This window comes from Pseudomonas sp. SWRI68 (genome assembly GCF_014269165.1).
GTDB lineage: Bacteria > Pseudomonadota > Gammaproteobacteria > Pseudomonadales > Pseudomonadaceae > Aquipseudomonas > Aquipseudomonas capeferrum.
Genome location: NZ_JABWRU010000001.1, coordinates 695737 through 722457, shown reverse-complemented (window position 1 = coordinate 722457; position 26721 = coordinate 695737). Strand labels below are relative to the sequence as shown.

Genomic DNA, 26721 nt, shown 5'->3' with positions numbered 1-26721 from the left:
GGCCGTGAAGACACGCATTCTCTTTTTGAGTTTTTACTACCCGCCGGACCTGTCGGCAGGCTCCTTCCGTGCCGAGGCATTGGTAAAAGCACTCTTGGATAATGTCGGCGACCATGTGGAAATTGATGTCGTTACCACACAGCCCAACCGGTACCATACCTTCAAGACCACGGCCTCGAGCTTTGAGCAGTCGCCAAGCCTGACCGTAAGGCGACTGGCGGTGCCTGCCCATAAAAGTGGTTTCATTGACCAGGCGTTTTCATTCGGTTCGTTTGCCTACCAAGTATGCAAAGTAGCCAACAGCAAACAGTACGACCTGATCTTTGCCACCTCTTCGCGCTTGATGACAGCCTCGCTGGGCGCTTACATCTCCCGAAAAACAGGTACCAAGCTGTATCTGGACATTCGAGATATTTTTGTCGACACCTTGCAAGGGGTACTGCCACCTACCCTCGGCAAACTAGCTTCTGTTGTCTTTTCATCCATTGAAGCTAGCACGATCCGACAGGCTGACAAAGTTAATCTTATTTCACCTGGGTTTACGCCCTATTTTAACAAGCGCTACCCCGACAAGGTATTCACCTTGCATACCAACGGGATTGATGAGCTCTTCCTCACGCCGCCGCCGTTGCCGCCGGCACCGGTCGTCACGCAATACCTGCCTGCGCTACCGCGCCGATTGAAAATTGTGTACGCAGGCAATATTGGTACCGGGCAAGGCCTGCACCTCATTGTCCCGCAATTGGCCAAGCACCTCGAGGATGAAGCCGACTTTCATCTGATCGGATCTGGTGGGGCCATCGAGCGCTTGAAGAAAGCACTGGCTCGCGAGCAGGTGACGAACGTCTATCTCGCGCCCCCGATGAAACGTGACTCTTTATTGAAGCTTTATCGTGAAGCCGATGTACTGTTCTTGCACTTGAATGACATGAAGGCGTTCCGACGAGTATTGCCCTCCAAGCTGTTCGAGTACGCAGCAACTCAGAAACCTATTTTGGCAGGTTTGTCCGGGTACCCAGGTCGATTTGCAAGCAGACGCATTCACAATACGGCCGTATTCAGCCCCTGTGATCTCGAAGCCGCTATCAGATCATTCAGGAGCCTGGAACTGGGCCCCACAGCTCGAAATGATTTCATACAAAAATATTCGCGAACAGCTATCAAAAGGAGGATGGCCTTCGACTTGCTGACCACATCACCCAAGCATTCGGAGTTCGAGCAAACTGAATAGTCAAGGGTCGACAAGTTTGCTAGAATTCAGAGTTTAAATTTACATTAACAAACCCAAGGTCTAACGCTTAACATGAAAAAAATCACCTACGTCGCGGTTTTGTCCTGCCTGCTCGCTTTGGGCGGCTGCAATGAAGAAAAAGGGACTGACATCCAACTTCCTTCCGGCGAAAAGCTGACGCTCGAAGGTAACATGACAAAAAATGTTACCAAACCTATCGAAAACGGTACTTTCAAGACGTTCGATATCCAGTACAACTTGGCTCAAGCTGAAACCAAGGCAAAAGTCGACGAGCGCTTCCGCGCATTGGGGTATGTTGCTGCCGAGCAACCCAACGCTGAGTCCGCCTCAGTTAAAGTCCATTACATGAAGAAAAACTCGCCAACCATTGGTGTTTTGATCAATGATAAAAACCCAGCACTGGTGAGCATTTACTGGCAAGAAAAGCAGCAATAAGCTGCTTCGCTACCCACGCCGAACGACTAGATATTCCCACTACTGAGACGCCACAGTGGGAATATCTTTCAGAACTATCACTGACCTGCATTGCTCTCCGCACCCCTCTTGGTTCTGTTCCCCTCAACAGACTTATACCTGCATAAACGATAAATCAATACTCATAACAACCAGCACCCAGAACATCAATAACAATCAATCTGTCACCGCCCCAAACTCAGGCTAGGCTACACATGCATATTAACTACGAAGCACTCACCGACGACTGGTTCGACAAAGCCATGGGGACGGGCCCACACGGCGGCAAGTGGAAACCCAAGCATCACCTCGACCTCTTCAGACAATGGCCAGAGAAATACGTAGTTGATTACAGTCAACCCTTCAACCCTTTCGCCTTCGCTATTAATGCATGTGCACTGGCTATCACCTGCAAGGTTCAAGGCCCATCAAAAGTAGTATTCGACCAGATCGACTACCTGGATTTGGCGGCCTCCATCTACACTGACACACTGGGCAATCACAACTACATCAGAAACGACTTTTCATTCCCCATGTATTGGGCCACCATGAAAAGACCTTTCTATGGCGCATTCATGAATGCGTATACCGCCTATGGCTACATGCGAATATTTGAAGCCACCCATGATGAGAAACACTTAAACAAAGCATTGAAGCTCATCTCGACGATAACGTCCAACGATACCAAGCTCAAGTTGTCCGAGAAAGACACGCATGGCGACCTCTGGCTTTACGAGTATGTCTTCACCCCCCTAGAGACAGACGCAGAGCATTTCAAGAAACTGGGCACTGAACAACAGCCAGACGGCACGATGCGCTTCCGGATTTATAACGGACATATCGGCGCCTTGATTGCACTCCTTAAATTCAGAAAATTGACAGACATGGGCTTTGTCGATGAAACCATCGAACAAGCCATTATAACAATGTCGAAAAATCTGAGCGGCCAGCTTTTAGAAGGTCAGTTTTTCTCCTACTCGATTGAAGCCCCACAGCTTCCGGATTACGGACAAGCGAGAGCAGTCCATCTCGCCAAGCACCTGTCTGAAGCCACTGATGATGAGCAACTGAAACACACATATCAGGCTTTTGATAAATTCTACCGTGAGTCAATCAAAGATCGCGAAAAAGAGATCTATTCCGTGGGAAGAGCAACTGCACGGGAGTTGTACACCCCGCACAAATCGATGTGATCAATTGCGACGTGCAGCGCTACAGAAACCCAAGTGAGGCCAAAGGCGCCTCACAGGATTCCCCATCTAGAGCAGCGCCCAATCGGGGGGGCATCCTTAAGCGCCATGAACACAAAGCCGTCGCTTGATCCCGGATGTTATGCCCCCGATTCTTTCTGAAGCCCATCTGCCATGATGCGACCCGGCACAAAAGTCAGAAAAGTGTATGTGTACTCAAGAAAATCCATTGGCGATTTGGCTGCCTTGGTCGAGTTTGACATCAAAGTCGCGGTATTCAACCCGTGCTTTTCGCTTTCCTCAACAAGCCGCGTATTCGTGCGAAGATTTTTACTTGGGGCGCAACGGCTTGTGCCTTTGACTCAAGCGCCTAGAGTCTGAGCGGTTCAAAACATCCCCCGACGTGACGGACCAGACGACTACCTGACCGTCCAGAAGCTTAAGCGCTTACAACTCAATTAAGCTGACAGATCCGTATTTGAACTCGCACCTCCATTGACATATATTTAGTTTTTAGTAAAAATGCAACCATACACGACTAACACATCATCGTAGATTGAGCACCCACTATTTCAGCTCTATCTCGATCGATATATAAGCAGTTCTTATTCAATACAGGGATTTTCAGATTGTTCTCACTTGAAACCAAAATCGTCGGATCAGATATAAAATGTAAAATTGAGACAGACCACTGCACTGGCGATCAATTTTATTATTACCTAATGAAAGACGGCGCCATTATCGACCGCAGTGAATGGACGCCTGAGAACGAATACTCCAAAACTCTTGAGGAGCCTGGAAGCTATTATATTCAGGCCCACTTGAAGCGCGAAGGGACAAATACGCTAAAACGCTCCGGCAGCCTTTTTTTTAAAACCGAGTCTTGCTTGGATGAGTTAAGGGCACTTTGGGATAGCGGCACGTTACCAGATATTGAACCGCCCAATCTCTACACATTAAAAGAGCCATTTTCGAGCTTTTTAATACACTTTACAAGCTCTACGCACAAAACCTCTGCCATTCTTGCAACAGAGGTAGATACACAACTCATAAAAACACAGAACATCAAGTTCGCAAATGCATCTTTAAATATTTATCAGTTTTCAGAGACCCACCTACCCTGCAAAAGTATACTACTATTTTCAGGTACAGCCATCTGCAAATCCCAATTCATATTCGGAGACACAGATCTAACAGCAGACATGGCGGCTGAGGACCTTGGGGGCGCGATAGGAAACTTTGTCTCTGTCACTAAGCGCAGTGAGCGAGTTACAGTACAGACTGACTATTTCGGCTTCGGAAAAATCTTCTATTACAAAGATAATAACAACACATTCTTAAGCAACAGCTACCACCTCTTACTTAAATCACTAAAAGTGGCGGGAGTTGAACTAAGAATAGACTATGACATTGCTCTTTCCAAAATTAACTTCGTAGGCCTCCAGCCATTCTATCAAAACTTCTCACGCCGCATGGATGTTGCTGGCGTCATTTGTCTACCTGTCGACAAGTTGATCTACTTCGACAACGGCGGCATGCATATAAATGACAAACCTATCAGTAACGTTTTGCACGACGGCCGGAAAGTTTCAAAGGAAGAGTACAACGAGCTTTTAGAAAGCGCTAGGCAAGAGATAATATCAAACCTCAATATCGTAGCTAAGCATGAAAAATTTGAGCGCGTCATCGTCGATGTATCCGGCGGAATGGATTCGCGACTCGTATTCAGTGCGGCCACCAACCTCCCAGAGCACCGGGAAAAAATAGTAATTAACAGTCAAGATACTCGCGGCGCACCTGACGAACTAAACGTTGCATTGGCCATCGTTTCAAAATACGGGTACAAGCATGATACGACTGCGGAAACCATTGTCATGCCTCCGCCAAAAGAGCTGTACGATAATATATCTAGCTACTACATGGGCACCTATTACTCGTTTAACTATTCAAACCTTAAAACCCAAAGGCCTGGTACGATTCGCATTACAGGGTTCGGTGGAGAAATTGTAGCCCGTCCTTATTTCGCACGGCTGCACCTGAACGGCGAACTCGACACATATGAAGTAAGCGATTTCGCAGAGCGATACTTTGACAAGTTTGGCTATCTTTCTTTATTTGGCACCAACAGTAAACTTCACGCCTCCACCAAAGCCATTTTCTCAGAAGAATTGAATTTACTGCCCGGTACTGGCGCACTTGAAAAGTTTGATATCCACTACCTTTATTACCGCAACGGGCTTCATTGCAGCGAGAGCCTAAGAACAGATAACTCCGGGCCTGAGTTTGCCATCTTACAATCCAAGTCTGCATTCGCATTGAAAAAAAGATGCTTCACTGAACATAAAAGCGTGAAACTTCAGCTTGACCTTATGAATGCTCTCAATCCATTCATCTCTCAGTACCCATACGAAAGTGACATGGATAATGAGGCAAAGGCAACGCTATCTTCATCTTTAGTTCCAGTGCCGGCCTACTTGCGCGATCTCAAACTGGAGATTGATGGCAACAGAGATGACTGGGAAGCTACCCAACAGCAGAAGCGTTTGCTGCGTACCGTCGAGTGCGAGAATTACGACCTATACAAAAAACAGTTTACCACGATGCTCGACTCACGACTCGACAACATTCTTTCTGCGTTAAAAATAATTTGCGAAACAAACGAACATCTTATTGACAGCTTTGCAGTCCCTGTCTATTACTTCGCAAAAAATAATTTTAGAGGCCAAGCAAGCGGTACACAATTTCAAAACCTGCATACAAAAATTATATCAATCGCCAACCAAATACAATTAATCTCCTAAGCTAACACAGCCAGAGTGCCTCTTAGCATACGAGGCACTTACTTAATGAACCATATGCACGACAATACAAAACCAAACAATTGAAATACTGTCAATCATATTAATGCAACCCACGCTTTCACAGGCCCACTGCACCACAGACAATTATATAATTAGACCAAGGGATTATGTAGCAGACACATACCCTTAATAGAACTCATTAGGATCGAATCACGCCTTAACGCACAACAATGCCATTCACTTCGAATGATGGAGTGCTCCGCAATATAACGCTACGACATCTATGCCCCTCAGATGAGCGCAGTCGTCACTCGCAAAGCGGAAGGCAAGGAGACTATGAAGAATATGATTTTCTCCGAATGCTCTTGCGGCCAGGCTGACCCCCGTTTTCGTCTCTCCGCGACGCTGAGACAGATTAGCATCTGAGGCCAGCTAAAAGGCAGTCAATGCGTGCGCCACCAGCCATCCGCACTCATTCACACAGCCAGACTAGGAGGGGCTATGATGAATTCTGGCGAAGGTGATGAGTCCGTTGCATTTCTGCCATGGCCTATGGATAATGAATTCTCAATGACGTTCACATGCCATACAATAGAGCTTGCATATCTAACCATGGCTATCATGACAAAGGCTAAAACAGAGTGATCAAGAACTTATTAATTTACGGCAGCTGCGTATCTAGAGATATATTCAACCTAGAGGAGAGCCGTAACTTTAAGTTAACGGATTATTTCGCAAGATCATCCATGGCCACATTATGCAGCGCACCTTATGAGAACATCAAAGCGTTAGATCGTATACCTTCTGCTTTTCGGCGCCGCATGGTTGCCTATGACTTCTCGAAGCAGTTACTCACAGTACCGCACAAATTAAAAAAAGCCCACACAATACTGATCGACTTGATTGACGAGCGCTTCGACCTTATTGCGTTACCCTCGGGACAAATAATAACGAACTCAAGCGAACTGGCTGAAAGCAGGCTATTGGAAGACAGCAGCGTTAATGGATTTAGGTTGATCCGGCACGGCTCTGATGAGCGCCGTGAGCTGTGGTTGAAAGGTATGCATGCTTTTCTTGATCTCATGAAGCACCACAACAAGCTCGACCGCGTGATCGTAAATAAAGTATTTTGGGCCTCTAGATTCGAACGAGAGAGCGATACAGCTTTCCCTGTTAGTTTCGAGTCTATTAATCAAGCTAATCGCGAACTGGAGTGGATGTATGACAAGCTCAGTGACGAACTCGACCATAGTCAATTTCTAAATTTTGACTCTACACTTTTATCGGCCGATGAATTTCATCGCTGGGGCGCATCACCGTTTCACTACTGCGAGCGCTATTACAAAGAAGCACTAGCACAAATAAGTCTCAAGCAGAAGACTGAAAGCGAACCTGACACCTCAGAGAACAGCGCAATCGACACTGATTCACCTCCAATCTCTATGGGGGTGCGGCTTTCTGTTGCCGCATATAGCACTGACAGCGAAGTCTTTGCCCACTGCTCATTGATACTCAATGGCAGAATTTGCGAGAGTGGAAATTTCGCTTTCTATCTATACGTTGATGGAGATCGCCATGACATACGCTGGTACGACGCTTCAGAAAGTGCACGCTTTACCAAACCTAGTACACCTGGTGAATTAACAGTCTCGGCATTCTACAAAGACTATTTAGATCAGACAATCAGCTTAAAGTGCAACGTTACACCGCTGCCCTGACCTTAACTAGAACCAGCTTATGGTCCCTCCATAAGCCATGACTTCTTCATCCAGCCTAATGCTAGCTGATTTCTCGACGACCTTTACGAGCTCTGGCCAGCGCCGTATTGACGCTGGCAGACTTCATGTGGTTGACGGATTCGAAGAGTCAACAAGTCTGCAGACCGCGTTGACGTGCCGGCGCACACCCGAACCCCTGCCATTACATCATTCATTCACGGCTCCAACCGCCGCTGCTGATAGATCCAGTCCACAATCTCACCATCCGGCGCATACCCGATCACCGTCTCCCGCAACAGTTGCCGAACCCGCACAAAGTCGTCATGCGCCACCGCCGCCAACAGCTCCCGCAACGCATCCTTGAGCACGTCCCACGACATGAAATCTTCATTGGCACTCATGATCATTGGATGCCGGGTGGCAATCACGTTGTCACCAATCAGCAGCTCCTCGTAGAGCTTCTCCCCTGGCCGCAGGCCGGTGAACTGAATGGCGATGTCGCCCATCGGGTTTCGTTCGGAACGGACGCTGAACCCGGACAGGTGAATCATCTTCTCTGCCAGCTCGACAATCCGCACCGGCTCACCCATGTCGAGGACGAACACGTCACCGCCCTTGCCCATGGAGCCGGCCTGGATCACCAGCTGCGCGGCTTCGGGGATGGTCATGAAGTAGCGGGTGATTTTCGGGTGGGTAACGGTCAGTGGGCCGCCGGCCTTGATCTGTTTGTGGAACAGCGGGATCACAGAGCCCGAAGAACCCAGCACATTGCCGAAACGCACCATGGTGAAACGGGTCTTGTTGACCTGCGAGACTTTGCCGCTATCACCGAACAGCACCGGTGCCACTTCGCGGCTCAGGGCTTGCAGGGTCATTTCGGCAAGGCGTTTGGTGCTGCCCATCACATTGGTCGGGCGTACGGCCTTGTCGGTGGAGATCAGCACGAAGTTGGCTACCCCAGCCTGCAAGGCGGCCTGGGCTGTGTGCAAGGTGCCGATGACGTTGTTCAGCAAGCCTTCGGCAATATTGTGCTCGACCATCGGCACGTGCTTGTAGGCCGCGGCGTGGTAGACAGTTTCGACCCGCCAAGTCTTCATGATGTCGAGCAGTTGCGCCTGGTTGCGCACCGAACCGAGGATCGGGATCAGGCACACAGACAACGATTCGCGCGCAATGCGCTGCTCCAGCTCGGAGAGGATGCTGTAGAGATTGAACTCGCTGTGGTCGAACAGCAGCAGGGTTTTCGGCGACTGGCCGAGAATCTGCCGGCAAAGCTCAGAGCCGATCGAACCACCGGCGCCGGTGACCATGACAGTCTGTTCGACGATGCAGCGTTCCAGCAGGTCGGCCTGCGCTGGCACGGTGTCACGGCCCAGCAGGTCGGCAATGTCCACTTCCTGGATGTCGTCGACTTTGACCTTGCCGCTGGCCAGGTCGACGAAGCTCGGAATACTGCGCACGTGCAGCGGATAACCTTCAAGGAAGTTGAGGATTTCGCGGCGTCGGGTGCGGGTGGATGACGGGATGGCCAGGAGGATTTCCTGGGCGCCGGTGGCGTCGATCATTTCCTGCAATTGTTCGGGGCGGTAAACCTGCAGGCCGGCGATTACCCGATCGGTGATGCTGGTGTCATCGTCGATGAACGCTACTGGGCGTAATGTCTTGTCGGTGCGCAAGGCGGCGACCAGCTGGTTGCCGGCACCGCCAGCACCATAAATGGCAACCCTGGGCAGGCCGTTGTCACGACTGGCGAAAGGCACGTGCTGCACGGCGGCTGCAAACCAGTCGCCGAGGAAGTACTGGCGCATGGCCAGGCGCAGCCCGCCGATCATGATCAGGCTCAGCCACCAGTAGTTGAAGGTGATGGACCGGGGTACGACGTTCTGATGGTTGCTGGCCCAGTAGATGATAAAGCCCAGGATCAGCGACGACAGGGTCACGGCCTTGATGATGGCAATCAGCGCGTCGTTGCCGAAGTAGCGCATCACCGCGCGGTACAGGCCAAAGCGGATGAACAGGGGGATGGCTACCACCGGTGCGGTGAGGAACAGCCAGCCGTGGTCGATGATGGGGTTGGCCAGCTCATCGATGCCAAGGCGAACCACAAAGGCCAGCCACAGGGCGGCCCAGATCAGCACGATGTCGGTCAACACCTGCAGCAAGCGTTTATGCCTACGAGGTAGAGCAAGCAGTTTAGCGCGCACCTTATCCATCGCTCCTCTGAAACGTTTCCAGAAATTCCCTGACATCGAGTTGCTCACATTACCTTAGTGTCAATCTTCACATTCGCCTGCGTGGAAGCGGACCGCCAACACAATCAATGGGATATAGGCCAGCACCACGCCCACGGCGCCATCCAGGCCAAGCTTTGCAACACAGAACGCGATCGGCAGCAGCCAGCACAGGTTCAGCACGGCAACCGCGAGTGTGACCGGCAGATGCTTGCCGAATTCCCTGGAAGCAAACTGATAGGCATGGCTGCGATGAGCCTCATAGACCTTGTCGCCGCGCAACAAGCGCCTGACGAGGGTGTAGGTCGCATCGACAATGAACACGCCGAGCAGAATCAGCCAGCACCAGAGCATCGGCGGTGAAACCCAGGCAGCTTGCAGCGACAGGCCGCCGAGGACGATACCGAGGAAACCGCTGCCTGCGTCGCCCATGAAAATTTTTGCTGGGGGGAAGTTCCAGAACAGGAACCCGGCGACAGCAGCGGCCAGCAGCAAGGGCAGAACGGCATGGCTGCCCAGGCCCGTCAGAGAGTATAGCGACGCCGCGCCCAGGCACACGGTAATGGCCTCGATACTGGCGATGCCGTCGATGCCGTCCATGAAATTGTAGAGGTTGAGCAACCAGACCAGGTATACGGCAGCGAGCACACCGCCCAGCCACCCCAGGTCCAGCACCCAGCCGAACAGTGTCAGCGGTGGCAACCCGCCCATCCACGCCAGCATCCAGGTTGCGGCGACGAAATGCCCGAGCAGGCGCCAGCGTGCGGCAATGTGGCCGTGGTCATCCATGAAGCCGATGATCGCGATCAGGGCACCCCCACCACCCAGCGCGACGAGCGAGTGGATGCCCTCGGCGCCGGTCAGCATGAGCCCGACGATGGCCAGCAGGAAGGTCAGGACAATGGCGACACCACCGCCACGGGGCGTCGGTACGGTATGCGAGCTGCGGGCATTGGGCACGTCGATGACGCTGCGTGCCAAGGCGTAGCGGCGCAGGCCTGCGGTCATCAACAAGGACAGCACCAGTACAGCGGGCAGAGACCACAAAAGCATCATTTCTTGTCGTTTTCCTGATAGTGCCTGGCAGTTGCCAGAAGTGCCGCATCCACGCTCACAGGTGGTTGCCAACCGAGTAATTCGCGGGTCTTGCCGATGTCCACCTGCAATGAGCCACACAGGCGCTGCGACAACGCGGCCTTGCCCAACGCTTTGGCAGCGCTGCTCAGCACCCAGGCCGGCACCGGCAGCAAACGTGCCGGCTTGCCCAGCGCCTGGGCCATGCGCCCGAGCAGTTGGGTGGTGGACAGGTCTTCGCCGTCGCTCACCAGAAACACTTGGTCAGCGGCTGCCGGGTGGTCGATGCAGGTCAGCACCAGGTCGACCAGGTTGCCCAGCGCCACCAGGCTGCGGCGGTTGTGGATGGCACCGAAGGGCAAGGGCACACCACGGTCGAGCCAGCGCATCATGCTGAGGAAATTGGCCTTCACACCCGGGCCATACACCAGCACAGGGCGAATGATGACGATCTGCATGCCGGTCTGTGCGCCGAGCGCCAGCAAGCCCTGCTCTGCCTCGTGCTTGGAGACGCCGTATGGGTCGACCGGACGTGGCAGGTCGTCTGCGGTGTACGCCTTGCCGGGTTCGGTCTGCTCGCCATTGACCTTGATCGAACTGACGAAGACGAAACGTCGGGCACCAGCAGCACTCGCCGCACGGGCTAACGCCAGGGTGCCGTTGACGTTGATCCGGCGAAATTCGGCCAACGGGTCGACGGCGGTATCCGACATGACATGCACCCGCGATGCGCAATGCACGACAACCTCGGGCTTGTGCGCCTGCAATTCGGCTGTCTGGTCGTCTGTGAGATCGCCAATGGGGTAAGTGATGACCCCGGCAGGCACATGGCGCAGGGGTGAACGCAAAGGTATGACGGTTTCGACATTTGCGTTGCGACTGAGCGCCTGCAGCACCGCTGCGCCCACAAAGCCGGACGCGCCAGTCAAAAGTACTCTCATTCTCACCTGATCGCTTTTTTTGGTTTATTGGCTATTACTATCGGATAGATCGCATGACAACGGAAGGCATCTGCATCACGCGATGAAATTTCCGACAAAAACCAGCCTTGAACGACGACACAATAGCCTATTGCGCGTCATCAAACTGACTCAATGCACACGACCCTAAAGAATCTGAAAGAAAACTACAAATCGGCTAATCGATATCAAAGTGCCCTAAGCTCGCTGCTTGCAGACCATGGACAGGGTTTGCAAAACAAAACAGAATCCCTGCTCCCATTCAAGTGCCAATAAGAACTCATGTCCAAAGGGAAAGTCACCAACGCGCTCTCCTCCCCGATTGCCGCGAGTATTGCCGCTATATTTGGCCGTTTTCTGCTTCTTGGGGCGGGAGCCCTGACCGGCATCATCATTCCGCTGACCATGCCGCAGGCTTCGGTAGGCGTGTTTTTTCTGGCCCAATCGCTGATCGCTGCCCTCGCCACCGTGGGGCAACTGGGCTTGAGCATCACCGCACCAGCCTGTATTTCCGCAGCCCAAGGGCACCGCGATAGCGGGCAGGTGAAGCAGGTAATCCGCCGTACACTGCTGATTGCCGTACTCTCCACCCTGGCACTGGCGATCGGCTTCAACCTCTTCATGCAGGTGTTTTCGCGCTATGAAGGCGCCGACTTGCTGCGTCTGCTTCACGCCATTGCCCCCCTGGTCTCGATCAGCATGGTCCTGGCCGCGATGACCACCATCCTGTCCGAGCAGCACCGGGCGCTTGGCCATTTCGTACAGGCCAGCTTCCTCACCACCGGGGCTAGTGTGGCCAGTGCGGCGACCGTCATCCTTGCCTGGCGGGGCGAACTGCAACTCAACCTCGACATGCTGGTCCTGGCGGGCGCAGTGGGGGCCAGTTGTACCGCGCTGCTGGGTGCCTACAGCCTCAGGCGCTGGTATCGGGCGCAAGCCGCCAGCAAGCCCGCGACAGACATCGGTTATGCCACCCTGCTACGGGAAACCCGTCCCAACCTCACCACCACCGTGGTGCTGTTCGTGATGTCGCAGGCCGACTTGTGGATCATCGCCTGGTTTGGCGATGCCGAAGGGCTGGCCATCTATGGCCTGGCCACGCGCCTGGCGGCGCTGGTACTGATACCGCTGGCAGTGATCAACACCGTGGTAGCACCATCGATCGGGCGCATCTGGGTGCGTGGCAAGAAGCGCTACCTGCAACGCGTGCTGGGGGTCGGTGCCGGCGCTGCGACGCTGCTCGGCCTGGTGGGTTATCTGCTGTTCATTGCGTGCGGCCAGTTCTTGCTGACCCACGTATGGTCCAGCGACTATGCCGATGCTTACTATATTTTCGCCATATTGGGCATGTCGCAACTGGCGCAGACCTACGCAGGCACTGCCGGATTCGTACTGATGATGCTGCAGAAGCAACATGTCGCCATGCGCATTTCGGTAGTCAGTGGCGCGTGCATGATCGCCGCCGGGCTACTGGCGATGTGGCTGTATGGAATCATCGGATTAGCCGTGGTATACAGCCTCGGCGGGGTCTGCCAGTCACTGGCGCAAATCTATTGCGTCAAGCGGATATTCAATCTGAACACCACTGCGGATTACACTTCATTGCGCCGCTTCGTGCGCCTTTATTACCGTCGAAAGGTCTCTCATGGTCGCCAGTAACATACAGCCCAAGGTTTCGATCGTCATTCCTACCTACAATACTGGGCGTTATGTGCTGGATGCGATCGACAGTGTGCTTGCGCAGACCTATCCGCATGTCGAGCTGATCGTCGTCGACGACGGTTCGAGCGACGAGACCCCTGCCCTGCTCGAGCAGCACCCGGGCAATTTCATTCGTTATCGGCAGGCCAACGCCGGGCAGAGCGCAGCGATGAACTTTGGCTGGCAACAGAGCAGCGGTGAGCTGCTGGGCTACCTCAGCGCTGATGATCGGCTGCATCCGGGCGCGGTCGAGGCCATTGTCGCCGCCATGGCCCAAGCGCCCGAGGCGGTGCTGGCCTACCCGGACTTCTGCGTCATAGACGAAGACTCCAAACCTGTACGCACCGTGCACACCCCTGATTATGAAGAGCGCCTGCTGATCGCCAACTTCCAGTGCCTGCCTGGGCCGGGGGCGTTGTTCCGCCGTTCGGTATGGGAGCAAGTGGGCGGCTGGAACACTGGCCTGCGCAACATCCCCGACATGGACTTCTTCCTGCGTCTTTGCCAACACGGGCCTTTTACCCGCGTGCCGACACCGCTTGCAGATTTTCGCATCCATTCCGGCTCGACCACTTACAACCCTTGCAACGCCGAACGCTCCGACGAGCCGCTGCGGGTAATCAACAGCCTGTACCAGACGCGCGGGCTGTCGCCCTCCATCCTGGGCTGGAAGCGCAAGGCGCTGGCCAATGCCCTGATGCTGTCTGGCTTCATGCACGGCTTCTCTGGCCGCTATACGCTGTTCCTGGCGCGCATGGGCAAGGCGGCCCTGCTCGACCCTTCTTCGCTCCTGTCGCGCAAGATGGTCAGCTATGTATTGACTATCGTCAGGCCTAAATCCAAAGCCTGAACCTTGGCCAGGGCAGCGTCAGCGCAACACTCAACTGAACAGCAACACCGGGGTGCGTCAATGATTCAAGCTGTCCAAGGGCACTTGCTGGGCAATCGCTACCTGCAAGTCACGGCGATGATGGTCGTGGCCATCGCCACGGTCGCGGCAGCCTTGAATTATCCAGCCTCGCTGCTGCCGCTGTTGCTCAATGGCGCGCTGGCAGCGCTGCTGGTGCGCAGCGTGCTGAACAACCGCACCAGCTTCTTTTCGTTCTTCCTGCTGGCCTTTCTGATCCTTGGCTGCTGGGCAAAGCTGGTGCTGCACTTCATCCTGGATACCCAGTTCATCGAACCGATAGGCGCCTTCGACGACTCACCGCAGTTGTGGGACGCCGCGCTGATGGCGCTGAACATCACCTTCGCCACACTGCTGGTCTGCCAAACCATCGCCTCACGCCAGCGGCCCCCGGTGGCCATCTCTGTCGACAAGCCCCGGGCACTGCTGGTACCCGCCCTGTGGCTGGCGTTGGCGCTAACTGGCCTGCTGCTGGCACTCAACTTCAAGTACGCCATTCTCAAGGTAGGCACCGAACCCGCCCTCAAGCTGCCCAGCGTCGTTTATGTGCTGGTATCGTTCATGATCGCCTGGGGCAACCTGATCCTCCTGGCCACCCTGGGTTACTGGCTGGTGCAGGCACGCAGGATGAAGCTGGAGGTGCTGTTCTACATCCTCATTCTGGAAGGCGCGATAACGGCGGTTTCCATGGGTAGCCGGGCGCAAATGATCCTCCACGTTGCGGCTCCGTTCGTGGTCTACCTTACCCACAGCCGTGAGCTGGTCACGGCGTTACGCGTGGTCCAGTGGGCCAGGATCCTGGCCGTCACCGCAGCGCTGTTCGTGGCCTCGCTGCTGCTGGTTTCCGCCGATCGCCTGCATTCGTTCGCCCAGGCCAGGCCGGTCGGGGCACCGGTTGCCGTCAGCAGCCAGCTACTGGCCAGCGCTGCCAACCAAACCAGCGCCCAACCGAACCTCGCGCTCGGCGGCATGACCCTGGTCCCCGCCGACGCCGCCCAAGCCGTCACGGCCATGCTCGCCCCCGCCATGCCGTTGTTGCGCATCGCCACCCAGGCAGTACCGCTGCCCGTGATGCCACCCGAAGAAACAGCACAGATCAAGCGCGAACGCTGGAAAGGCATGCTCATGGAACTGAGCAAGCTGGTGGTGGACCGTTGGGTAGGCCTGGAAGGCGTACTGGCGGTCGTCAGCCACGAGGACACCGGCTGGCCGCTGTTTGTCCGCAGCCTCGCCGAGCGCCCGGAAAGCGGCACCCAGGCAATTTACCAGCGGATGTCGGATGCGCAGTACCAGACCTTCGAAAACTTCACCTTCATGACCATTCCGGGCCCGATTGCCATCCTGCTCTACAGCGGTAATCTTGCGTTGTTGGCAGGGGGCCTGGCGTTGTTGTTCCTGGTCGGCACCCTGGCCGAACGGCTGGCCAGCCAGCTGGTCGGCAATATCTTCACCCAAGCCACCATAGGCGTAGCGTTGGCGTATCTGGTGGTGCAAACCAACTTCCCTCGCGTGCAGTTCTTCTTCCTGATCGAACTGCTGGGTTTCATCGCAGGGTTATATCTGGCACGCATCCTGGTGATTGCGCCACGGCCAGGTCAGGCATCCCTCATAGCGACCCCTTAGCCCCTGTCGCAGTTGTAAGAAAATTCCGACGAACGTCGTGTTTTGTAGCGCACACTTTCGCTCAACTTTTGTCACAGTTAGGTCAACCCTCATTATTACAGACCAGGCACATGCCGCTGCTGAACCCAGCAAGCGGCATGCCCAGGTGTGATCAGGCAGATCCCCTACGATGACAGCAGCTATCAGGACTTACAGCGCGACCCCGTCCCTCGATGCATGCGTAGCGCCGCTTTTTGCGCTGTGTGCGTGGGTGACGCTGAACCCGTATTTTCTCTGGTATTCGTTGCGCCATATGGCGGTTGCAGGGCTGCTCTCGGGTTGCCTGGCCGTCGCTGCATTCCTGCTCGGTGATCGGCCACGCCGGCGCGAGCTGCCAGGGTTCATCCTGATCTGCCTGTTCGTGGTCTATATCAGCATGCTACCCAAGATCGACGGCACCACCACGCGCTGGTATTTCGTACTCCCAACGCTGATGGCATTGTGTGTATTTTCCGACCAGCGACGCGGCAAGGTGCTGCAGTGGTTTGGCTGGATCTTCGCTATCAGCCTGATCCCTGGCATCGTTGTATCCCTGTGTGCCATCGCCAACATCCCCATTACGCTGGACCGCGTGCCCCTGCTCAACCCGACAATGGCCGAAGCGGGCGGGTACTACTTGCATGCCCCGGGCGCGTTGCTGTTGTCGGGCAACAACCTGTCGCTTCCCTGGGGAGGCGAACTGTACCGGCTGTGCGCGATGTACGATGAACCTGGCATGGTCGGCACCCTCGCCGCCTTCCTGTTGGCGGGCAACCGGTTCCGCCTAAAGCCCTTCCCGTTTCTGATCATCTTCGTCGGCGGCGTACTGTCGTTCTCGCTGGCATTTATCGTCATGGCATCGCTGGGCTTCCTGTTCCGCCTGGTACAGGCCCGTTCACCGATCACGTTGCTGCCCTTGGCCGTGCTTGGCCTGTTCGGCCTGCTGGTGCTGGGCATCATCAAGCCCAGCGCACCGCCGCCACCACCTGTCGCGCAGGCAGCCGCGCAGGCAGCGGATGAAAAAGCAGTAACTCAGAGTGGGGATCTACTGTTCTCACCCGCCGCCGACTCCGCCAACGGGTCAGCCAGTGATGCTGCGACAACGCCGCAAGTGCCGGCAACCCAGCAGCCAGAGCAGCACCTTCGCCAGACTCAGTACCTCAATAACCGGTCGCTGCCGGAAATGGACAAACTGTTGGCGCGCTATTTCGATGCTGACACCAAGACCTTGCTGTTCGGCATGGGCGCTGACTCCAGCGTGGTGTATGGCGGGGTGTCCCAGGTTGTCACGCGATTGCTCACGGACTTCGGCCTGATAGGGGCGCTGTTGTTCGCCCTGAGCATGATCAGCCTGACCTTGGCCATTACGCATAATGCCAAGCGCCGGTTGTGGGTGCTGCTGTTCTTCGCGCTGTTCGCACTGAGTATTTACCAGCGGCCCATCGTCTGGATGCCCTATGCCTTCACCATGTTCATCTGCAGCTCGACGCTGGCCGGGCGCCGCAAGTCTGCATCGAACCTCCAGCAGCCAGCTACCTGAAGCCGCTGGCGCCGTGCACGTAGCCCATGCTACGGGCACGGCGCCACCTCAATCCTTCATCGACCCACTGCGCAGCAGTTGGGTGAAGCGACGCAGCATGACCTGAACCGTCGCCGACCAGGTGTAATGCCCAAGGATGAAGGCTTTGAGCCGCGCGCCCTTGGCCTTGAGCTCAGCCTCATCTTCCAGCATCCGTTGCAGCCCCGAAGCGATGCCGTCAGCGCTGGCTGGAACCACCATGCCGCCCTGTACATCCTCGACCTGGTTGAACCCGCAGGTGTCGGTCAGCAGTACCGGCAGCCCGACCACGCCTGCCTCCAGTGCAACCAGCGACATGGCTTCCGAGCGCGACGGAATGACCAGCAGCATCGCCTGGCGATAGACCTGGGTGCGTTGCGCCTCATTCAGAAAACCGATGAAGTGGATCCGCTCGGCCAACCCTGACGCGCCCACCTGTGCCTGCAGTGCTTGTTGCATGCCAAAATCCGGCCCGGCCATCACCAGCGGGTACCGCTGCGCGGCTGGCGTATCGAGGTAGGCCTGAATCAGATAATCCGGCCCCTTGACCGGGGCTAGCCGCCCCATGAACAGAATGAAGGGTTCGTCGGGAACAACGACGGTGGGTGCCTGTTGCTGCTCGCCTGGCTCGGCCACGGCATTGCCGATCACCGGCACACTGGCCTGAGGGACGTCAGCTACCTGCGCAATCACGCCCTGCTCCAGGTCGGTAATCGCGATGAAGCCCGAGGCGCCTTTGATCAGCCAGCGCCCGACGCTCAAGTGGAAGGCTTTCTTGATCGTTGATGGCGCCCCTACCGAAGCGAATTCCCCTGCCGGGCACAAAACGTAGGGGCGCCTTGCGAACAGCGCGAGCAGGCCCATGGCCACGCTCAGCAGGTTCCAGTAACCCATGATGTGCAGCACATCGGCATTGCGCACCAGGCGCCAGGCACGCCAGGGGTTGAGCAACGGGATGGGAAAGTGCTGGCCGATGCGGCCGGTGATGTAGCTTTGCACGCCGTGCTCATCGAACTCGCGCTGCCAGGAGTTGCCGGTCATGGCGATGGCTGCACAACCGCTCCCCGCCTTTGCCAGATGGGTGGCCAGGTGGCGGGTACGCTCGGCCGTGCCACCGCCCAGCTTGGCATCGAGTGAAATGTTGACCAGCAGTACCTTCATGCCGACTCCTTGAGCACTGCAATGTAGCGGTGCAGTTGTTGCTTGAAGTCTGCCGTCGGGGGCTGCCGCCATTCGGCAAGCCGGGCTTCGCTGAACCGTCGCATGGGGTTGGCATTGCTGACATTGCGCAGGCGTAGCAGCAGCCGTAACAGGGCCTGGGGCACATGCGGCAGGTAGCTGATCGATGGCCGCCCGAATGCCTTCAGCAGGGCATCCTGCAGGTAGCCGAAGTTGTTCTCGGCCGCCGCATCATCGGTCACCAGCACCACCTCGCCTTGACGTATCTCGGGCACTTGCGCCACGAACACCAACGTCTGCACCACCTTTTCGACACTGACCAGGTGCATACGCCGCGGCCCGTACAGCACCCGGCGCAAGCCCAGCTTCCAGGCCGGGGCACTGGAAACTTCACGCACGAACGACACGATGTTCAACCCACCATCGCCAAACACCGCACCCAGGCGCAGCACCAGTACTTCAAAACGGCTGGCCGCCACCGCCCGCACCAAGGTCTCGGCAGCGGCATGCTCGCGCTCGTAGGGGGTTCGGGGCTGGATCGGGGTAGCGGCATCGACCACCGGGTCCGGGGCAGCGCCGAAGACATCGATACTGGATACATGCACATAGCGCTTCACCGGCACTTGCTCACAGGCTTTCAGCACATTGACGATGGCAGGTTCGAACCAGCCGCTGCCATCTGGCCTTAGCAGGTTGATCACGGTACAACCGGGCGCCAGGATGACCGCCAGCGATTCGGGGTCATTCACATCGAACCGTTCGATGCGCACGTTGGCGGCGCGCAACCAGTCAGGTTCGGTACGGTGAATCGCATAGACGACTTCGGTGTCACGAAGTGCACTGCATAAATCCAGGAAGTGCCGGCCGACAAAGCCGCTTCCCCCAATAACCACCAGCTTGTTCATGTGCTGTTCAATCCTCCATGCGGCCTGTTTCGGCAGTCGCCTTTGCCCCACTCGGTCGCACCACCGGGCCTCGCGTAACAGAGGGGCAGGCATTGCTGGGGTCGGTGGGCGGCACGCCGGGGCATGCCGGTGCTGGGCACGGTAGAGATGCAGGGCTGCCCGAGATCAACCGACGGGCAGCCTTGGCGAGGTGCTTTACTTGGACCAGACCGTGCGGTTGATGTAGTCCGTGTAGCTGTAGACGATACGCACGACCTGCTTGGACACCGGGCCGCCGAGGTAGTCCTGCACCACCGGTATCACCCGATGGGTGCGGTCATGCTGGCTGATCACCACGCGAACGGCATCCAGTACGCGATCCGGCGTGAGGCCGCACATAATCAGCGTACCTTCGTCCATGCCTTCGGGCCGCTCATGGGCATTACGAATGGTCACTGCTGGAAGATTGAGCAGCGAAGCCTCTTCGGTAATGGTCCCGCTGTCGGAGAGCACGCACAACGCACCCATTTGCAGGCGGATGTAGTCCAGCAGGCCGTAAGGTTTGACGAAGCGGATCAGCGGGTGATCGAGGCTCTCACCCAGGTCTTCGAGGCGTTTGCGGGTGCGTGGGTGGGTCGAGACGATGATCGGATGGCCATAGGCATCGGCAAGCGCGCGCAACGAGGCAAGCAGGTCGCGCAAGTTCTGCGGCGTATCGACGTTCTCTTCGCGGTGCGTGCTGACGATGAAGTACTTGCCCTCCTCCAGCGCCTCACGCTCCAGCACCGTCGAGGCATCGATTCGCGGCCGGTAGTAGTCGAGCACTTCCTGCATGTGCGAGCCGGTCTTGATGATGGTTTCCGGGCGAATACCTTCATCCAACAGGTAACGCCGTGCATGCTCGGTCAGTACCATGTTGATGTCGCTGAGGTGGTCGAGCACCTTGCGGTTGAGCTCCTCCGGCACGCGCTGATCGAAACAGCGGTTACCCGCTTCCATATGGAAAACAGGAATCTTGCGACGCTTGGCGGCGATCACCGCCAGGCAGGTATTGGTATCGCCGTAAAGCAGCAGCGCGTCGGGCTTTTCCAGCTCGAAGATTTCATCCGACTTGGCAATCACTTCGGCGATCGTACCGGCCGCCGTCGTACCCACGGCGCCCAGGAAGTGGTCCGGCTTGCGAATACCCAGGTCGTCGAAGAACACCTGGTTGAGCTCGTAATCGTAGTTCTGCCCGGAGTGCACCAGGATGTGGTTAGCCTGCTCATCGAGTTCAGCGATGACGCGGCTCATCTTGATCAGTTCGGGCCGAGTACCGACCAGGGTCATGACCTTAAGCATTGAGTTCTTCCTGGATGTAGTCGAGTTTCAGCAGCAGGGCCTTGATGCCCTCGATATCAAGCCGCTCGGTATTGTGAGAGGTGTAGTCATCCAGCTCGGAGATATGCTGCTCGCCTTCGACAAAGTACTTCTTGTAGTTCAGGTCGCGGTTATCGGCAGGGATACGGTAGTAACGGCCCATGTCATCGGCCTTGGCCATCTCTTCTCTGGAAATCAGCGACTCATAGAGCTTCTCGCCATGGCGGGTGCCGATCACTTTTACCGGGTTTTCCCGCTTGAACAGCTGCTTGAGTGCTTCTGCCAGGTCTGCGACGGTCGACGCTGGCGCTTTCTGCACGAAGATATCGCCCTGCTCGGCATTTTCGAATGCGTGCAGCACCAGGTCGACGGAGTCTTCCAGCGACATGAGGAAGCGCGTCATGTTCGGGTCGGTCACCGTCAGCTCGTTACCGGCCTTGAGCTGGTCGACGAACAGCGGTATCACCGAGCCACGCGAAGCCATCACGTTGCCGTAACGGGTCGCACAAATCACCGGGCCTTGCTGAGGGATCATCCGCGACTTGGCGACCATGAGCTTTTCGGCCATGGCCTTGGAAATGCCCATTGCATTGATCGGGTACACCGCCTTGTCGGTACTGAGTACCACCACGCGCTTCACGCCGTTGGCAATGGCCGCGTTCAACACGTTCTCGGTGCCGATGACATTGGTCTTGACCGCTTCCATGGGGTAGAACTCGCAGGACGGTACTTGCTTGAGCGCTGCAGCATGGAAGATGTAGTCGACCCCGACCATCGCCTCGGCAACACTTTGATAGTCGCGCACGTCGCCGATGTAGAACTTCACCTTGTCATTACCCAGGGCGATACGCATGTCTTCCTGCTTCTTCTCGTCACGGCTGAAGACGCGGATTTCCTTGACCCTGGTGTTTAAAAAACGCTTGAGTACCGTATTGCCGAAAGAGCCGGTACCACCGGTGATCATTAGAATTTTGTTATCGAACACGTGTGCGCTCCTTGTAATACGTTATTGACGCTGTGCGTGCATGAATTCTATGAGCGCCGGCCAGGTTGGCGGCTGGTAGCCGGCATCGGCGCGAAAGCGCGAGGAGTCCAGCGAGCGGTCGATGACCAGCTTGTCATCCGGCACGATCTGGATGTCCTTGCCGTATACCTGAGCCACTTGCTTGAGCAGCTCATATTTGTCGATAGGCTCGGCCGAGACGTGATAAAGCCCCTTCAAGGTGGGGTTTGGAATCACGTACTCCAGCATGACCCGGGCCAGCTCGGCAGTCGGCAGCCCAGAGAAGATCGCTTTGTTGAAACCTTTGACACTGCCTTGCTGGGACAGGAACCAGTCAACCAGCGAGGCGTTGCTCTGCAACTCATGGCCGATAATCGAAGTGCGCAGCGTCACCGCATCGTCCAGGTCATGCAGTTCGCCGATGAACTTGGATTTACCGTACAGGTCGGTGCAATCAGACTCATCCTGCTCACGGTACATGCCCTTGGTACCTGAAAACACACAGTCGGTGCTGACATGGATCAGGCGCGCGCCCGCTACCCGGCACAAGGTTGCCAGCCGATGAGGCAGCATGGCGTTGATGGGCAAGGCGGTCAGCGGGTCCTTGGCATCGGCCAGTTGCTTGATCAGGCCCACGCAGTTGATCACCACGTCGGGGCGCGCTTTGGCAAACGCCGCCATCAGCGCGTCGGCATCGAGCACGTCGACCCCGGTCAACAGGCACTCTGACTGTTGCGGCGTGAAATACCTGAGCGCGGACGAGGACCGCAGGGTGCCCAATACACGATGTTGCGAATTCGCCGAGAAATACCGGAAGACGGCGCTCCCCAACATGCCCGAGACACCCAATACCAATATGTTCATCGCGTCGTCTTGTCCTGTTCAATCCGTTGTTCGAACATTCGCACCAGTGTCTTGCACTGCGCCCTGAGTTCGAAATGTTTCAAGAAGTAGGCACGTGCCTTGGCGCCCATCTGCTCGCGCCGCTCCATGGACATCGTCTGCATCGACTGTATGCAGGCTGCGAGCCCGGCACCGTCTTGCGCCGGGCAGGTTATACCGGCGCCAGCGTCGTTGATCACGCGGGCACCCTCACCGTCCAGGCAACCAATGATCGGCCGGCCGGCTGCCAGATAAGCCTGCACCTTGCTTGGAATTGTAAAACTGAAAATCTCATCACGCTTGAGTGTAACCAGCAACGCCGAACTGAGCGCGAAGAGCTCCGCCATTGCCGACCGCGGGTAGGCCCCGGTGATGATCAGATTATCCAGCCCCCACTTGTGTTTTTCTTCGCTCAGCCATACGGCCTTGCTACCCGTGCCTACCATCACGATTCTGGCTTGCGACTGCTCGGCCTGCAGGGTACGTGCGGCTTCGATGACGGTTGACAACCCCTGAGCACTGCCCAGGTTGCCGGCAAAGACGACGCAGAAATGCGCTCGCAGCAGCGCCGTCAGCGATTCGGGCAAGGGGCTGACTTCGCCAGACTCGTCTTGCTGCAGGTAAGAATTGGGGTAATAGTTGATCTTGTCTGCCCGCGCATAGCGCTTGACCGGCTCGATGAACGCCCGCGACTGCACTAATAACACATCGACCGCCCAGTACAGCCCGCGCACCAGCAGCCCGACAATGGACAGCAGGAACCTGTTACGCACGAAGCCGGTAGCTTCCAGGCTTTCTGGCCACAGATCCTGAACCCACAGAAAAACCGGCGCGCGGTGTACGCGTTTCATGGCGAGGGCAGGGATGACGGAAATGATCGGTGACGGCGCAAAGACGAAATAGATATCGAACTTGCTACGCTTTGCGTGGCGTCTGAAATACTTGACACCATTGGCAACAAACGACAGGTAATTAAGGATGAGGTTTTTCGCGCCACCGTGCTTGCGCGGCCGCAGGGGCGCACGGTGAACTGTAACCGTGTCGGCGAAGCGATCTTCGACAGGATCATTGGCGGTATAACCTGGGAAAACCTCTCCACCTGGATAGTTAGGTTTGCCCGTGAACACTTCGACATGCACGCCCAGCGCACTCAACTCCCGAACGATATCATTGATGATGAAGTTCTCAGGGTAGAAATACTGGCTGACCACAGCAATTTTCAAAGGGGCTTGCGTCACACTGACTTATCCTTCTGGGCGTGGCGGTATCGGTGCTGCATGAAGTGCCCTGAACCCTCGCGGTAGCGGGCGCGAAAGCTATCAGATGGCAAGCGCTGGCCTGCGGAATACAGTCATTGCGCCATCACCACTAATCCACTGCCATTCCACGACCGCCGGAATACCAGAAGACAAGCAACCCACTACTATTGCCCTAGCCACTTCCCGATGTTGACGCATGTTATTGTAGTTACCCAAGGATCGCCATCCTTTGGCCATCAATTAATAAACTGTAGCTTGCTAAAGTTTTGCTGCAACCCATGCCAACACACGGCCATCAAGCTACTACCCTGCGCCAGCGGCTTCAACCCCTTGGCGCAACACCCACGGTAAGTCTCTCATTTGCGATTGCAAGTTCCACACACACGCGAAAAAAAGCCGCCATCCATCGGATAGTACGTAGCATTTCATCGCATAGCGTGGAGATAGATCCCCATTTGGCGAAATTGCCAACCAGCCTCTGCATGGATCGGCCGCTCAAGGAACGCTGACCGTTACCATATATCCCTGCTGTTTGAATTGCGCTTCAATAGCCTTGCCCAAGGTTTTTTTTGCCGCCTGCTCACCGTGAACCAGCACCACATGGCTGGCCGGCTGCGCGCCTTGCGAAGCGAACCGCACCAGCCCCGCCTGGTCGGCATGCCCCGAGTAGCCTTCGACGGTCATCACCTTCGCACGTATCTCATACCCCTGCCCGTCCAGATCAATCTGCACCAAGCCCTGTTTGCCTTCGCTTGCCTGTATGGCGGCGCCAGGCGTGCCTTTTGCTTGATAGCCTACAAAAAGCACCTCATGCCGCGGGTCTTCCAGCATCGCCTTCAGGTAGTTGACGATACGGCCGCCCGAGCACATGCCATTACCCGCAAGCACGATCGCTGGACGGCCCGTACTTTTGAGGTAATTGACCACCTGTTGGTGCCGGGCATGGGTATCAACGGCAACGAGTTGGTCGAACCCCAGCGGATTGCGCCCCTCACCCACTCGCCCCCTGGCCTCGGCGCTCCAGTAATCGTGCAGTTCACGGTAGGCAATGGTGATGCGCTGCGCCAGGGGCGAGTCGAGAATGACGGGCAACTGCGACCAATCGAGGCCATCACGCGCGGATGCTGCCGTATCAGACAGCAATGACTTGTGATGCAGGATGTCCTCGATTTCGTACAGCAATTCCTGGGTCCGGCCGAGACTGAATGCGGGGATAAGCAGGGTTCCGCGGTCTGCCAGCGCATGATCGATGGCGGCTTCCAACTGGCGCCGGCGATTGCTGCGCTGCGGGTGCAGACGGTCACCATAGGTGCTTTCGAGTACGAGCACGTCGGCACGTTCTGGCGGCTGCACAGGGCGCAACATGGGATTACGACCGCTGCCCAGATCCCCCGAGAACACCCAACGACTATCACCCTCAACCAAGCGCACATCGCACTCTACATAGGCAGAGCCCAGCAGGTGGCCAGCACGCTGCAAGCGGATGCGGCATTCGACACCAGCGCGAACGGCAACATCATGCCAATGCCCGAACGGCACCGATATGATCAGCTCATCGAGGATGTCGAGATAATGTGCCACGTGTACCGGTTCACGACTGATGCTCAATTTGTACGCATCCTCCAATACCAGCGGAAGAAGCTTTGCAGAAGGTTCGCTACAGAGAATGGGGCCTCGGTAGCCGGCTGCCAGTAGCGCCGGAATACGGCCAACATGATCGATGTGCACGTGGGTGAGGATCAGCGCCTGAACGCTACCCACGTCGAAACCAAGGGGTGCGGACTCTGCGCCCGGCGATGCATCGGCACCTTGCTCCAGACCACAATCGATCAGCAGGCTGACACTGTGGTCAAGGTGAAGCTGGTGACAAGACCCGGTGACACCTCGGGTGCCGCCATGATGAGAAAGGACGGGGAATTCCATGCTGCCGCGTACTCGCCTGGGCCGACAATGAAGTCCGCTATTACTTCACGACAGCCGTTTCAGGCATAGAGGAAACGCCCCAAGTATGCGTAAGAGATTTCCTTAGTTACCGCTTAGCGCCGCCTCACGGGCAGAAGCGCGAATCTTGCGCTTGCTGCGCTGTACGCCGTAGGCGCCCAGCAATGGCCCAACCGCCAAACCAATGACAAGGGCCGCCAGCACCAGCACCGCAACCGGCACGGCCGGTGCCGCCCAGCCGAACAGGACCAGCGAGACCGCCTGCTGATTCTCCAGCACGAAGAACAGCACCACAGCCGCCAACAACAGCACGAACACCGCCGCGAGGGCGCGCTTGAGGTTCCGCATCAGATTGCTCCTTGGTTGATCAGGCTTCAGCCTCGTCTTCTTCATTGACCCGATCACGCAGCTCTTTGCCGGGCTTGAAGTGCGGCACAAATTTGCCTTCGAGGCTGACCGACTGGCCGGTCTTGGGGTTGCGGCCGACACGGGGCGCACGATAGTGCAGCGAGAAGCTGCCGAATCCGCGAATCTCGATGCGATCGCCTGTGGCCAGGCATTGTGACATCTGCTCAAGCATGGTCTTGATGGCTAGCTCCACATCCTTCGAGGAGAGCAGCCCCTGATGGGTGACAATACGTTCGATCAGCTCCGACTTCGTCATATTTTTCCCTTCGTTATCAAGCAGCTAGATCATTGCTTAACCAGTTTGTAGCACGCCGGGAAGGA

Annotated in this window: 21 protein-coding genes; 9 read left to right on the top strand and 12 right to left on the bottom strand. The window is 56.3% G+C overall.

Annotated features, from left to right (window positions below; translation table 11 throughout):
- Nucleotides 1-4 precede the first annotated feature (4 nt).
- The 5 genes from HU770_RS03260 (at nt 5) to HU770_RS03240 (ending at nt 7414) form a co-directional block, all read left to right on the top strand.
- Nucleotides 5-1231, top strand: coding sequence for a glycosyltransferase family 4 protein (locus HU770_RS03260; protein WP_033700675.1), 1227 nt, complete (start codon nt 5-7; stop codon nt 1229-1231).
- A gap of 72 nt (nt 1232-1303) precedes the next feature.
- On the top strand, nt 1304-1687 hold the full coding sequence (locus tag HU770_RS03255; protein WP_095064128.1) for a hypothetical protein: 384 nt from the start codon (nt 1304-1306) through the stop codon (nt 1685-1687).
- A gap of 233 nt (nt 1688-1920) precedes the next feature.
- Complete coding sequence (locus HU770_RS03250) at nt 1921-2898, top strand: D-glucuronyl C5-epimerase family protein (protein WP_186663021.1); 978 nt, start codon at nt 1921-1923, stop codon at nt 2896-2898.
- 626 nt (nt 2899-3524) lie between these two features.
- Complete coding sequence (locus tag HU770_RS03245; RefSeq protein WP_186663020.1) at nt 3525-5696, top strand: hypothetical protein; 2172 nt, start codon at nt 3525-3527, stop codon at nt 5694-5696.
- A 641-nt stretch (nt 5697-6337) separates the two neighbouring features.
- Nucleotides 6338-7414, top strand: a complete 1077-nt coding sequence (locus HU770_RS03240) for a DUF6270 domain-containing protein (RefSeq protein ID WP_186663019.1) — start codon at nt 6338-6340, stop codon at nt 7412-7414.
- Nucleotides 7415-7629: 215 nt separating this feature from the next.
- Here the strand turns inward: HU770_RS03240 and HU770_RS03235 are convergent, their stop codons facing one another.
- From HU770_RS03235 to HU770_RS03225, 3 genes are read right to left on the bottom strand one after another with little or no spacing between them, the layout of a single operon-like run.
- Nucleotides 7630-9627 carry a nucleoside-diphosphate sugar epimerase/dehydratase gene (locus tag HU770_RS03235; protein ID WP_033700679.1) on the bottom strand — a complete coding sequence of 666 codons (1998 nt, stop codon included), beginning with the start codon at nt 9625-9627 and terminating at the stop codon, nt 7630-7632.
- Nucleotides 9628-9687: 60 nt separating this feature from the next.
- Nucleotides 9688-10701 (bottom strand): glycosyltransferase family 4 protein, encoded by a 1014-nt coding sequence (locus tag HU770_RS03230; protein ID WP_033700680.1) that lies wholly within the window; start codon nt 10699-10701, stop codon nt 9688-9690.
- Nucleotides 10698-11666 (bottom strand): NAD-dependent epimerase/dehydratase family protein, encoded by a 969-nt coding sequence (locus tag HU770_RS03225; RefSeq protein ID WP_346014120.1) that lies wholly within the window; start codon nt 11664-11666, stop codon nt 10698-10700. Before HU770_RS03225 ends, HU770_RS03230 begins: the two co-directional genes overlap by 4 nt.
- A gap of 294 nt (nt 11667-11960) precedes the next feature.
- On the opposite strand from HU770_RS03225, the gene HU770_RS03220 reads away from it, so the two are divergent.
- From HU770_RS03220 to HU770_RS03205, 4 genes are all read left to right on the top strand, one after another.
- Nucleotides 11961-13337: an MATE family efflux transporter gene (locus HU770_RS03220; RefSeq protein WP_186659318.1), complete on the top strand. Its 1377-nt coding sequence runs from the start codon at nt 11961-11963 to the stop codon at nt 13335-13337.
- Nucleotides 13324-14229, top strand: coding sequence for a glycosyltransferase (locus tag HU770_RS03215; RefSeq protein WP_033700682.1), 906 nt, complete (start codon nt 13324-13326; stop codon nt 14227-14229). Before HU770_RS03220 ends, HU770_RS03215 begins: the two co-directional genes overlap by 14 nt.
- Nucleotides 14230-14289: 60 nt before the next feature.
- Nucleotides 14290-15909 carry a hypothetical protein gene (locus tag HU770_RS03210; protein ID WP_186663017.1) on the top strand — a complete coding sequence of 540 codons (1620 nt, stop codon included), beginning with the start codon at nt 14290-14292 and terminating at the stop codon, nt 15907-15909.
- Between the two features lie 169 nt (nt 15910-16078).
- Nucleotides 16079-17467 carry a hypothetical protein gene (locus HU770_RS03205; RefSeq protein WP_186659312.1) on the top strand — a complete coding sequence of 463 codons (1389 nt, stop codon included), beginning with the start codon at nt 16079-16081 and terminating at the stop codon, nt 17465-17467.
- A 48-nt stretch (nt 17468-17515) separates the two neighbouring features.
- On the opposite strand, the gene HU770_RS03200 is transcribed toward HU770_RS03205, so the two are convergent.
- The 9 genes from HU770_RS03200 to ihfB all read right to left on the bottom strand — a co-directional run bounded on the left by HU770_RS03200 (nt 17516) and on the right by ihfB (nt 26656).
- Nucleotides 17516-18646, bottom strand: coding sequence for a glycosyltransferase family 4 protein (locus tag HU770_RS03200; RefSeq protein WP_186659310.1), 1131 nt, complete (start codon nt 18644-18646; stop codon nt 17516-17518).
- Nucleotides 18643-19569: an NAD(P)-dependent oxidoreductase gene (locus tag HU770_RS03195; protein ID WP_186663016.1), complete on the bottom strand. Its 927-nt coding sequence runs from the start codon at nt 19567-19569 to the stop codon at nt 18643-18645. Before HU770_RS03195 ends, HU770_RS03200 begins: the two co-directional genes overlap by 4 nt.
- 195 nt (nt 19570-19764) lie before the next feature.
- Entirely contained in the window at nt 19765-20889 is a 1125-nt protein-coding gene (gene wecB, locus HU770_RS03190) for a UDP-N-acetylglucosamine 2-epimerase (non-hydrolyzing) (RefSeq protein ID WP_156310840.1), read from the bottom strand.
- A complete protein-coding gene (locus HU770_RS03185; RefSeq protein WP_033700690.1) occupies nt 20882-21892 on the bottom strand; it encodes a polysaccharide biosynthesis protein in 1011 nt (336 codons plus the stop codon). Before HU770_RS03185 ends, wecB begins: the two co-directional genes overlap by 8 nt.
- Before the next feature lie 21 nt (nt 21893-21913).
- The gene (locus HU770_RS03180) at nt 21914-22774 is read right to left on the bottom strand and encodes an SDR family oxidoreductase (RefSeq protein ID WP_186659305.1); all 861 of its coding nucleotides are present in this window, start codon (nt 22772-22774) and stop codon (nt 21914-21916) included.
- Nucleotides 22771-24030, bottom strand: a complete 1260-nt coding sequence (locus HU770_RS03175) for a glycosyltransferase family 4 protein (protein ID WP_346014119.1) — start codon at nt 24028-24030, stop codon at nt 22771-22773. The genes HU770_RS03180 and HU770_RS03175 overlap by 4 nt, the downstream gene beginning before the upstream one ends.
- Nucleotides 24031-24546: 516 nt before the next feature.
- Complete coding sequence (locus tag HU770_RS03170; RefSeq protein ID WP_186663015.1) at nt 24547-25974, bottom strand: MBL fold metallo-hydrolase; 1428 nt, start codon at nt 25972-25974, stop codon at nt 24547-24549.
- Between the two features lie 102 nt (nt 25975-26076).
- Nucleotides 26077-26340 (bottom strand): lipopolysaccharide assembly protein LapA domain-containing protein, encoded by a 264-nt coding sequence (locus HU770_RS03165; protein ID WP_033700693.1) that lies wholly within the window; start codon nt 26338-26340, stop codon nt 26077-26079.
- 19 nt (nt 26341-26359) lie between these two features.
- Nucleotides 26360-26656: an integration host factor subunit beta gene (gene ihfB, locus HU770_RS03160; protein ID WP_003252675.1), complete on the bottom strand. Its 297-nt coding sequence runs from the start codon at nt 26654-26656 to the stop codon at nt 26360-26362.
- Between the last annotated feature and the right edge of the window lie 65 nt (nt 26657-26721).

Excerpts from the sequence above, each read along its gene's own strand:
- HU770_RS03200 (WP_186659310.1), bottom strand. The coding sequence starts at position 18,646 with ATGAAGGTACTGCTGGTCAACATTTCACTCGATGCCAAGCTGGGCGGT.
- HU770_RS03165 (WP_033700693.1), bottom strand. The coding sequence starts at position 26,340 with ATGCGGAACCTCAAGCGCGCCCTCGCGGCGGTGTTCGTGCTGTTGTTG.
- HU770_RS03220 (WP_186659318.1), top strand. The coding sequence starts at position 11,961 with ATGTCCAAAGGGAAAGTCACCAACGCGCTCTCCTCCCCGATTGCCGCG.
- HU770_RS03195 (WP_186663016.1), bottom strand. The coding sequence starts at position 19,569 with ATGAACAAGCTGGTGGTTATTGGGGGAAGCGGCTTTGTCGGCCGGCAC.
- ihfB (WP_003252675.1), bottom strand. The coding sequence starts at position 26,656 with ATGACGAAGTCGGAGCTGATCGAACGTATTGTCACCCATCAGGGGCTG.
- HU770_RS03230 (WP_033700680.1), bottom strand. The coding sequence starts at position 10,701 with ATGATGCTTTTGTGGTCTCTGCCCGCTGTACTGGTGCTGTCCTTGTTG.
- HU770_RS03250 (WP_186663021.1), top strand. The coding sequence starts at position 1,921 with ATGCATATTAACTACGAAGCACTCACCGACGACTGGTTCGACAAAGCC.
- HU770_RS03255 (WP_095064128.1), top strand. The coding sequence starts at position 1,304 with ATGAAAAAAATCACCTACGTCGCGGTTTTGTCCTGCCTGCTCGCTTTG.
- HU770_RS03205 (WP_186659312.1), top strand. The coding sequence starts at position 16,079 with ATGACAGCAGCTATCAGGACTTACAGCGCGACCCCGTCCCTCGATGCA.
- HU770_RS03210 (WP_186663017.1), top strand. The coding sequence starts at position 14,290 with ATGATTCAAGCTGTCCAAGGGCACTTGCTGGGCAATCGCTACCTGCAA.
- HU770_RS03235 (WP_033700679.1), bottom strand. The coding sequence starts at position 9,627 with ATGGATAAGGTGCGCGCTAAACTGCTTGCTCTACCTCGTAGGCATAAA.
- HU770_RS03215 (WP_033700682.1), top strand. The coding sequence starts at position 13,324 with ATGGTCGCCAGTAACATACAGCCCAAGGTTTCGATCGTCATTCCTACC.
- HU770_RS03180 (WP_186659305.1), bottom strand. The coding sequence starts at position 22,774 with ATGAACATATTGGTATTGGGTGTCTCGGGCATGTTGGGGAGCGCCGTC.
- wecB (WP_156310840.1), bottom strand. The coding sequence starts at position 20,889 with ATGCTTAAGGTCATGACCCTGGTCGGTACTCGGCCCGAACTGATCAAG.
- HU770_RS03170 (WP_186663015.1), bottom strand. The coding sequence starts at position 25,974 with ATGGAATTCCCCGTCCTTTCTCATCATGGCGGCACCCGAGGTGTCACC.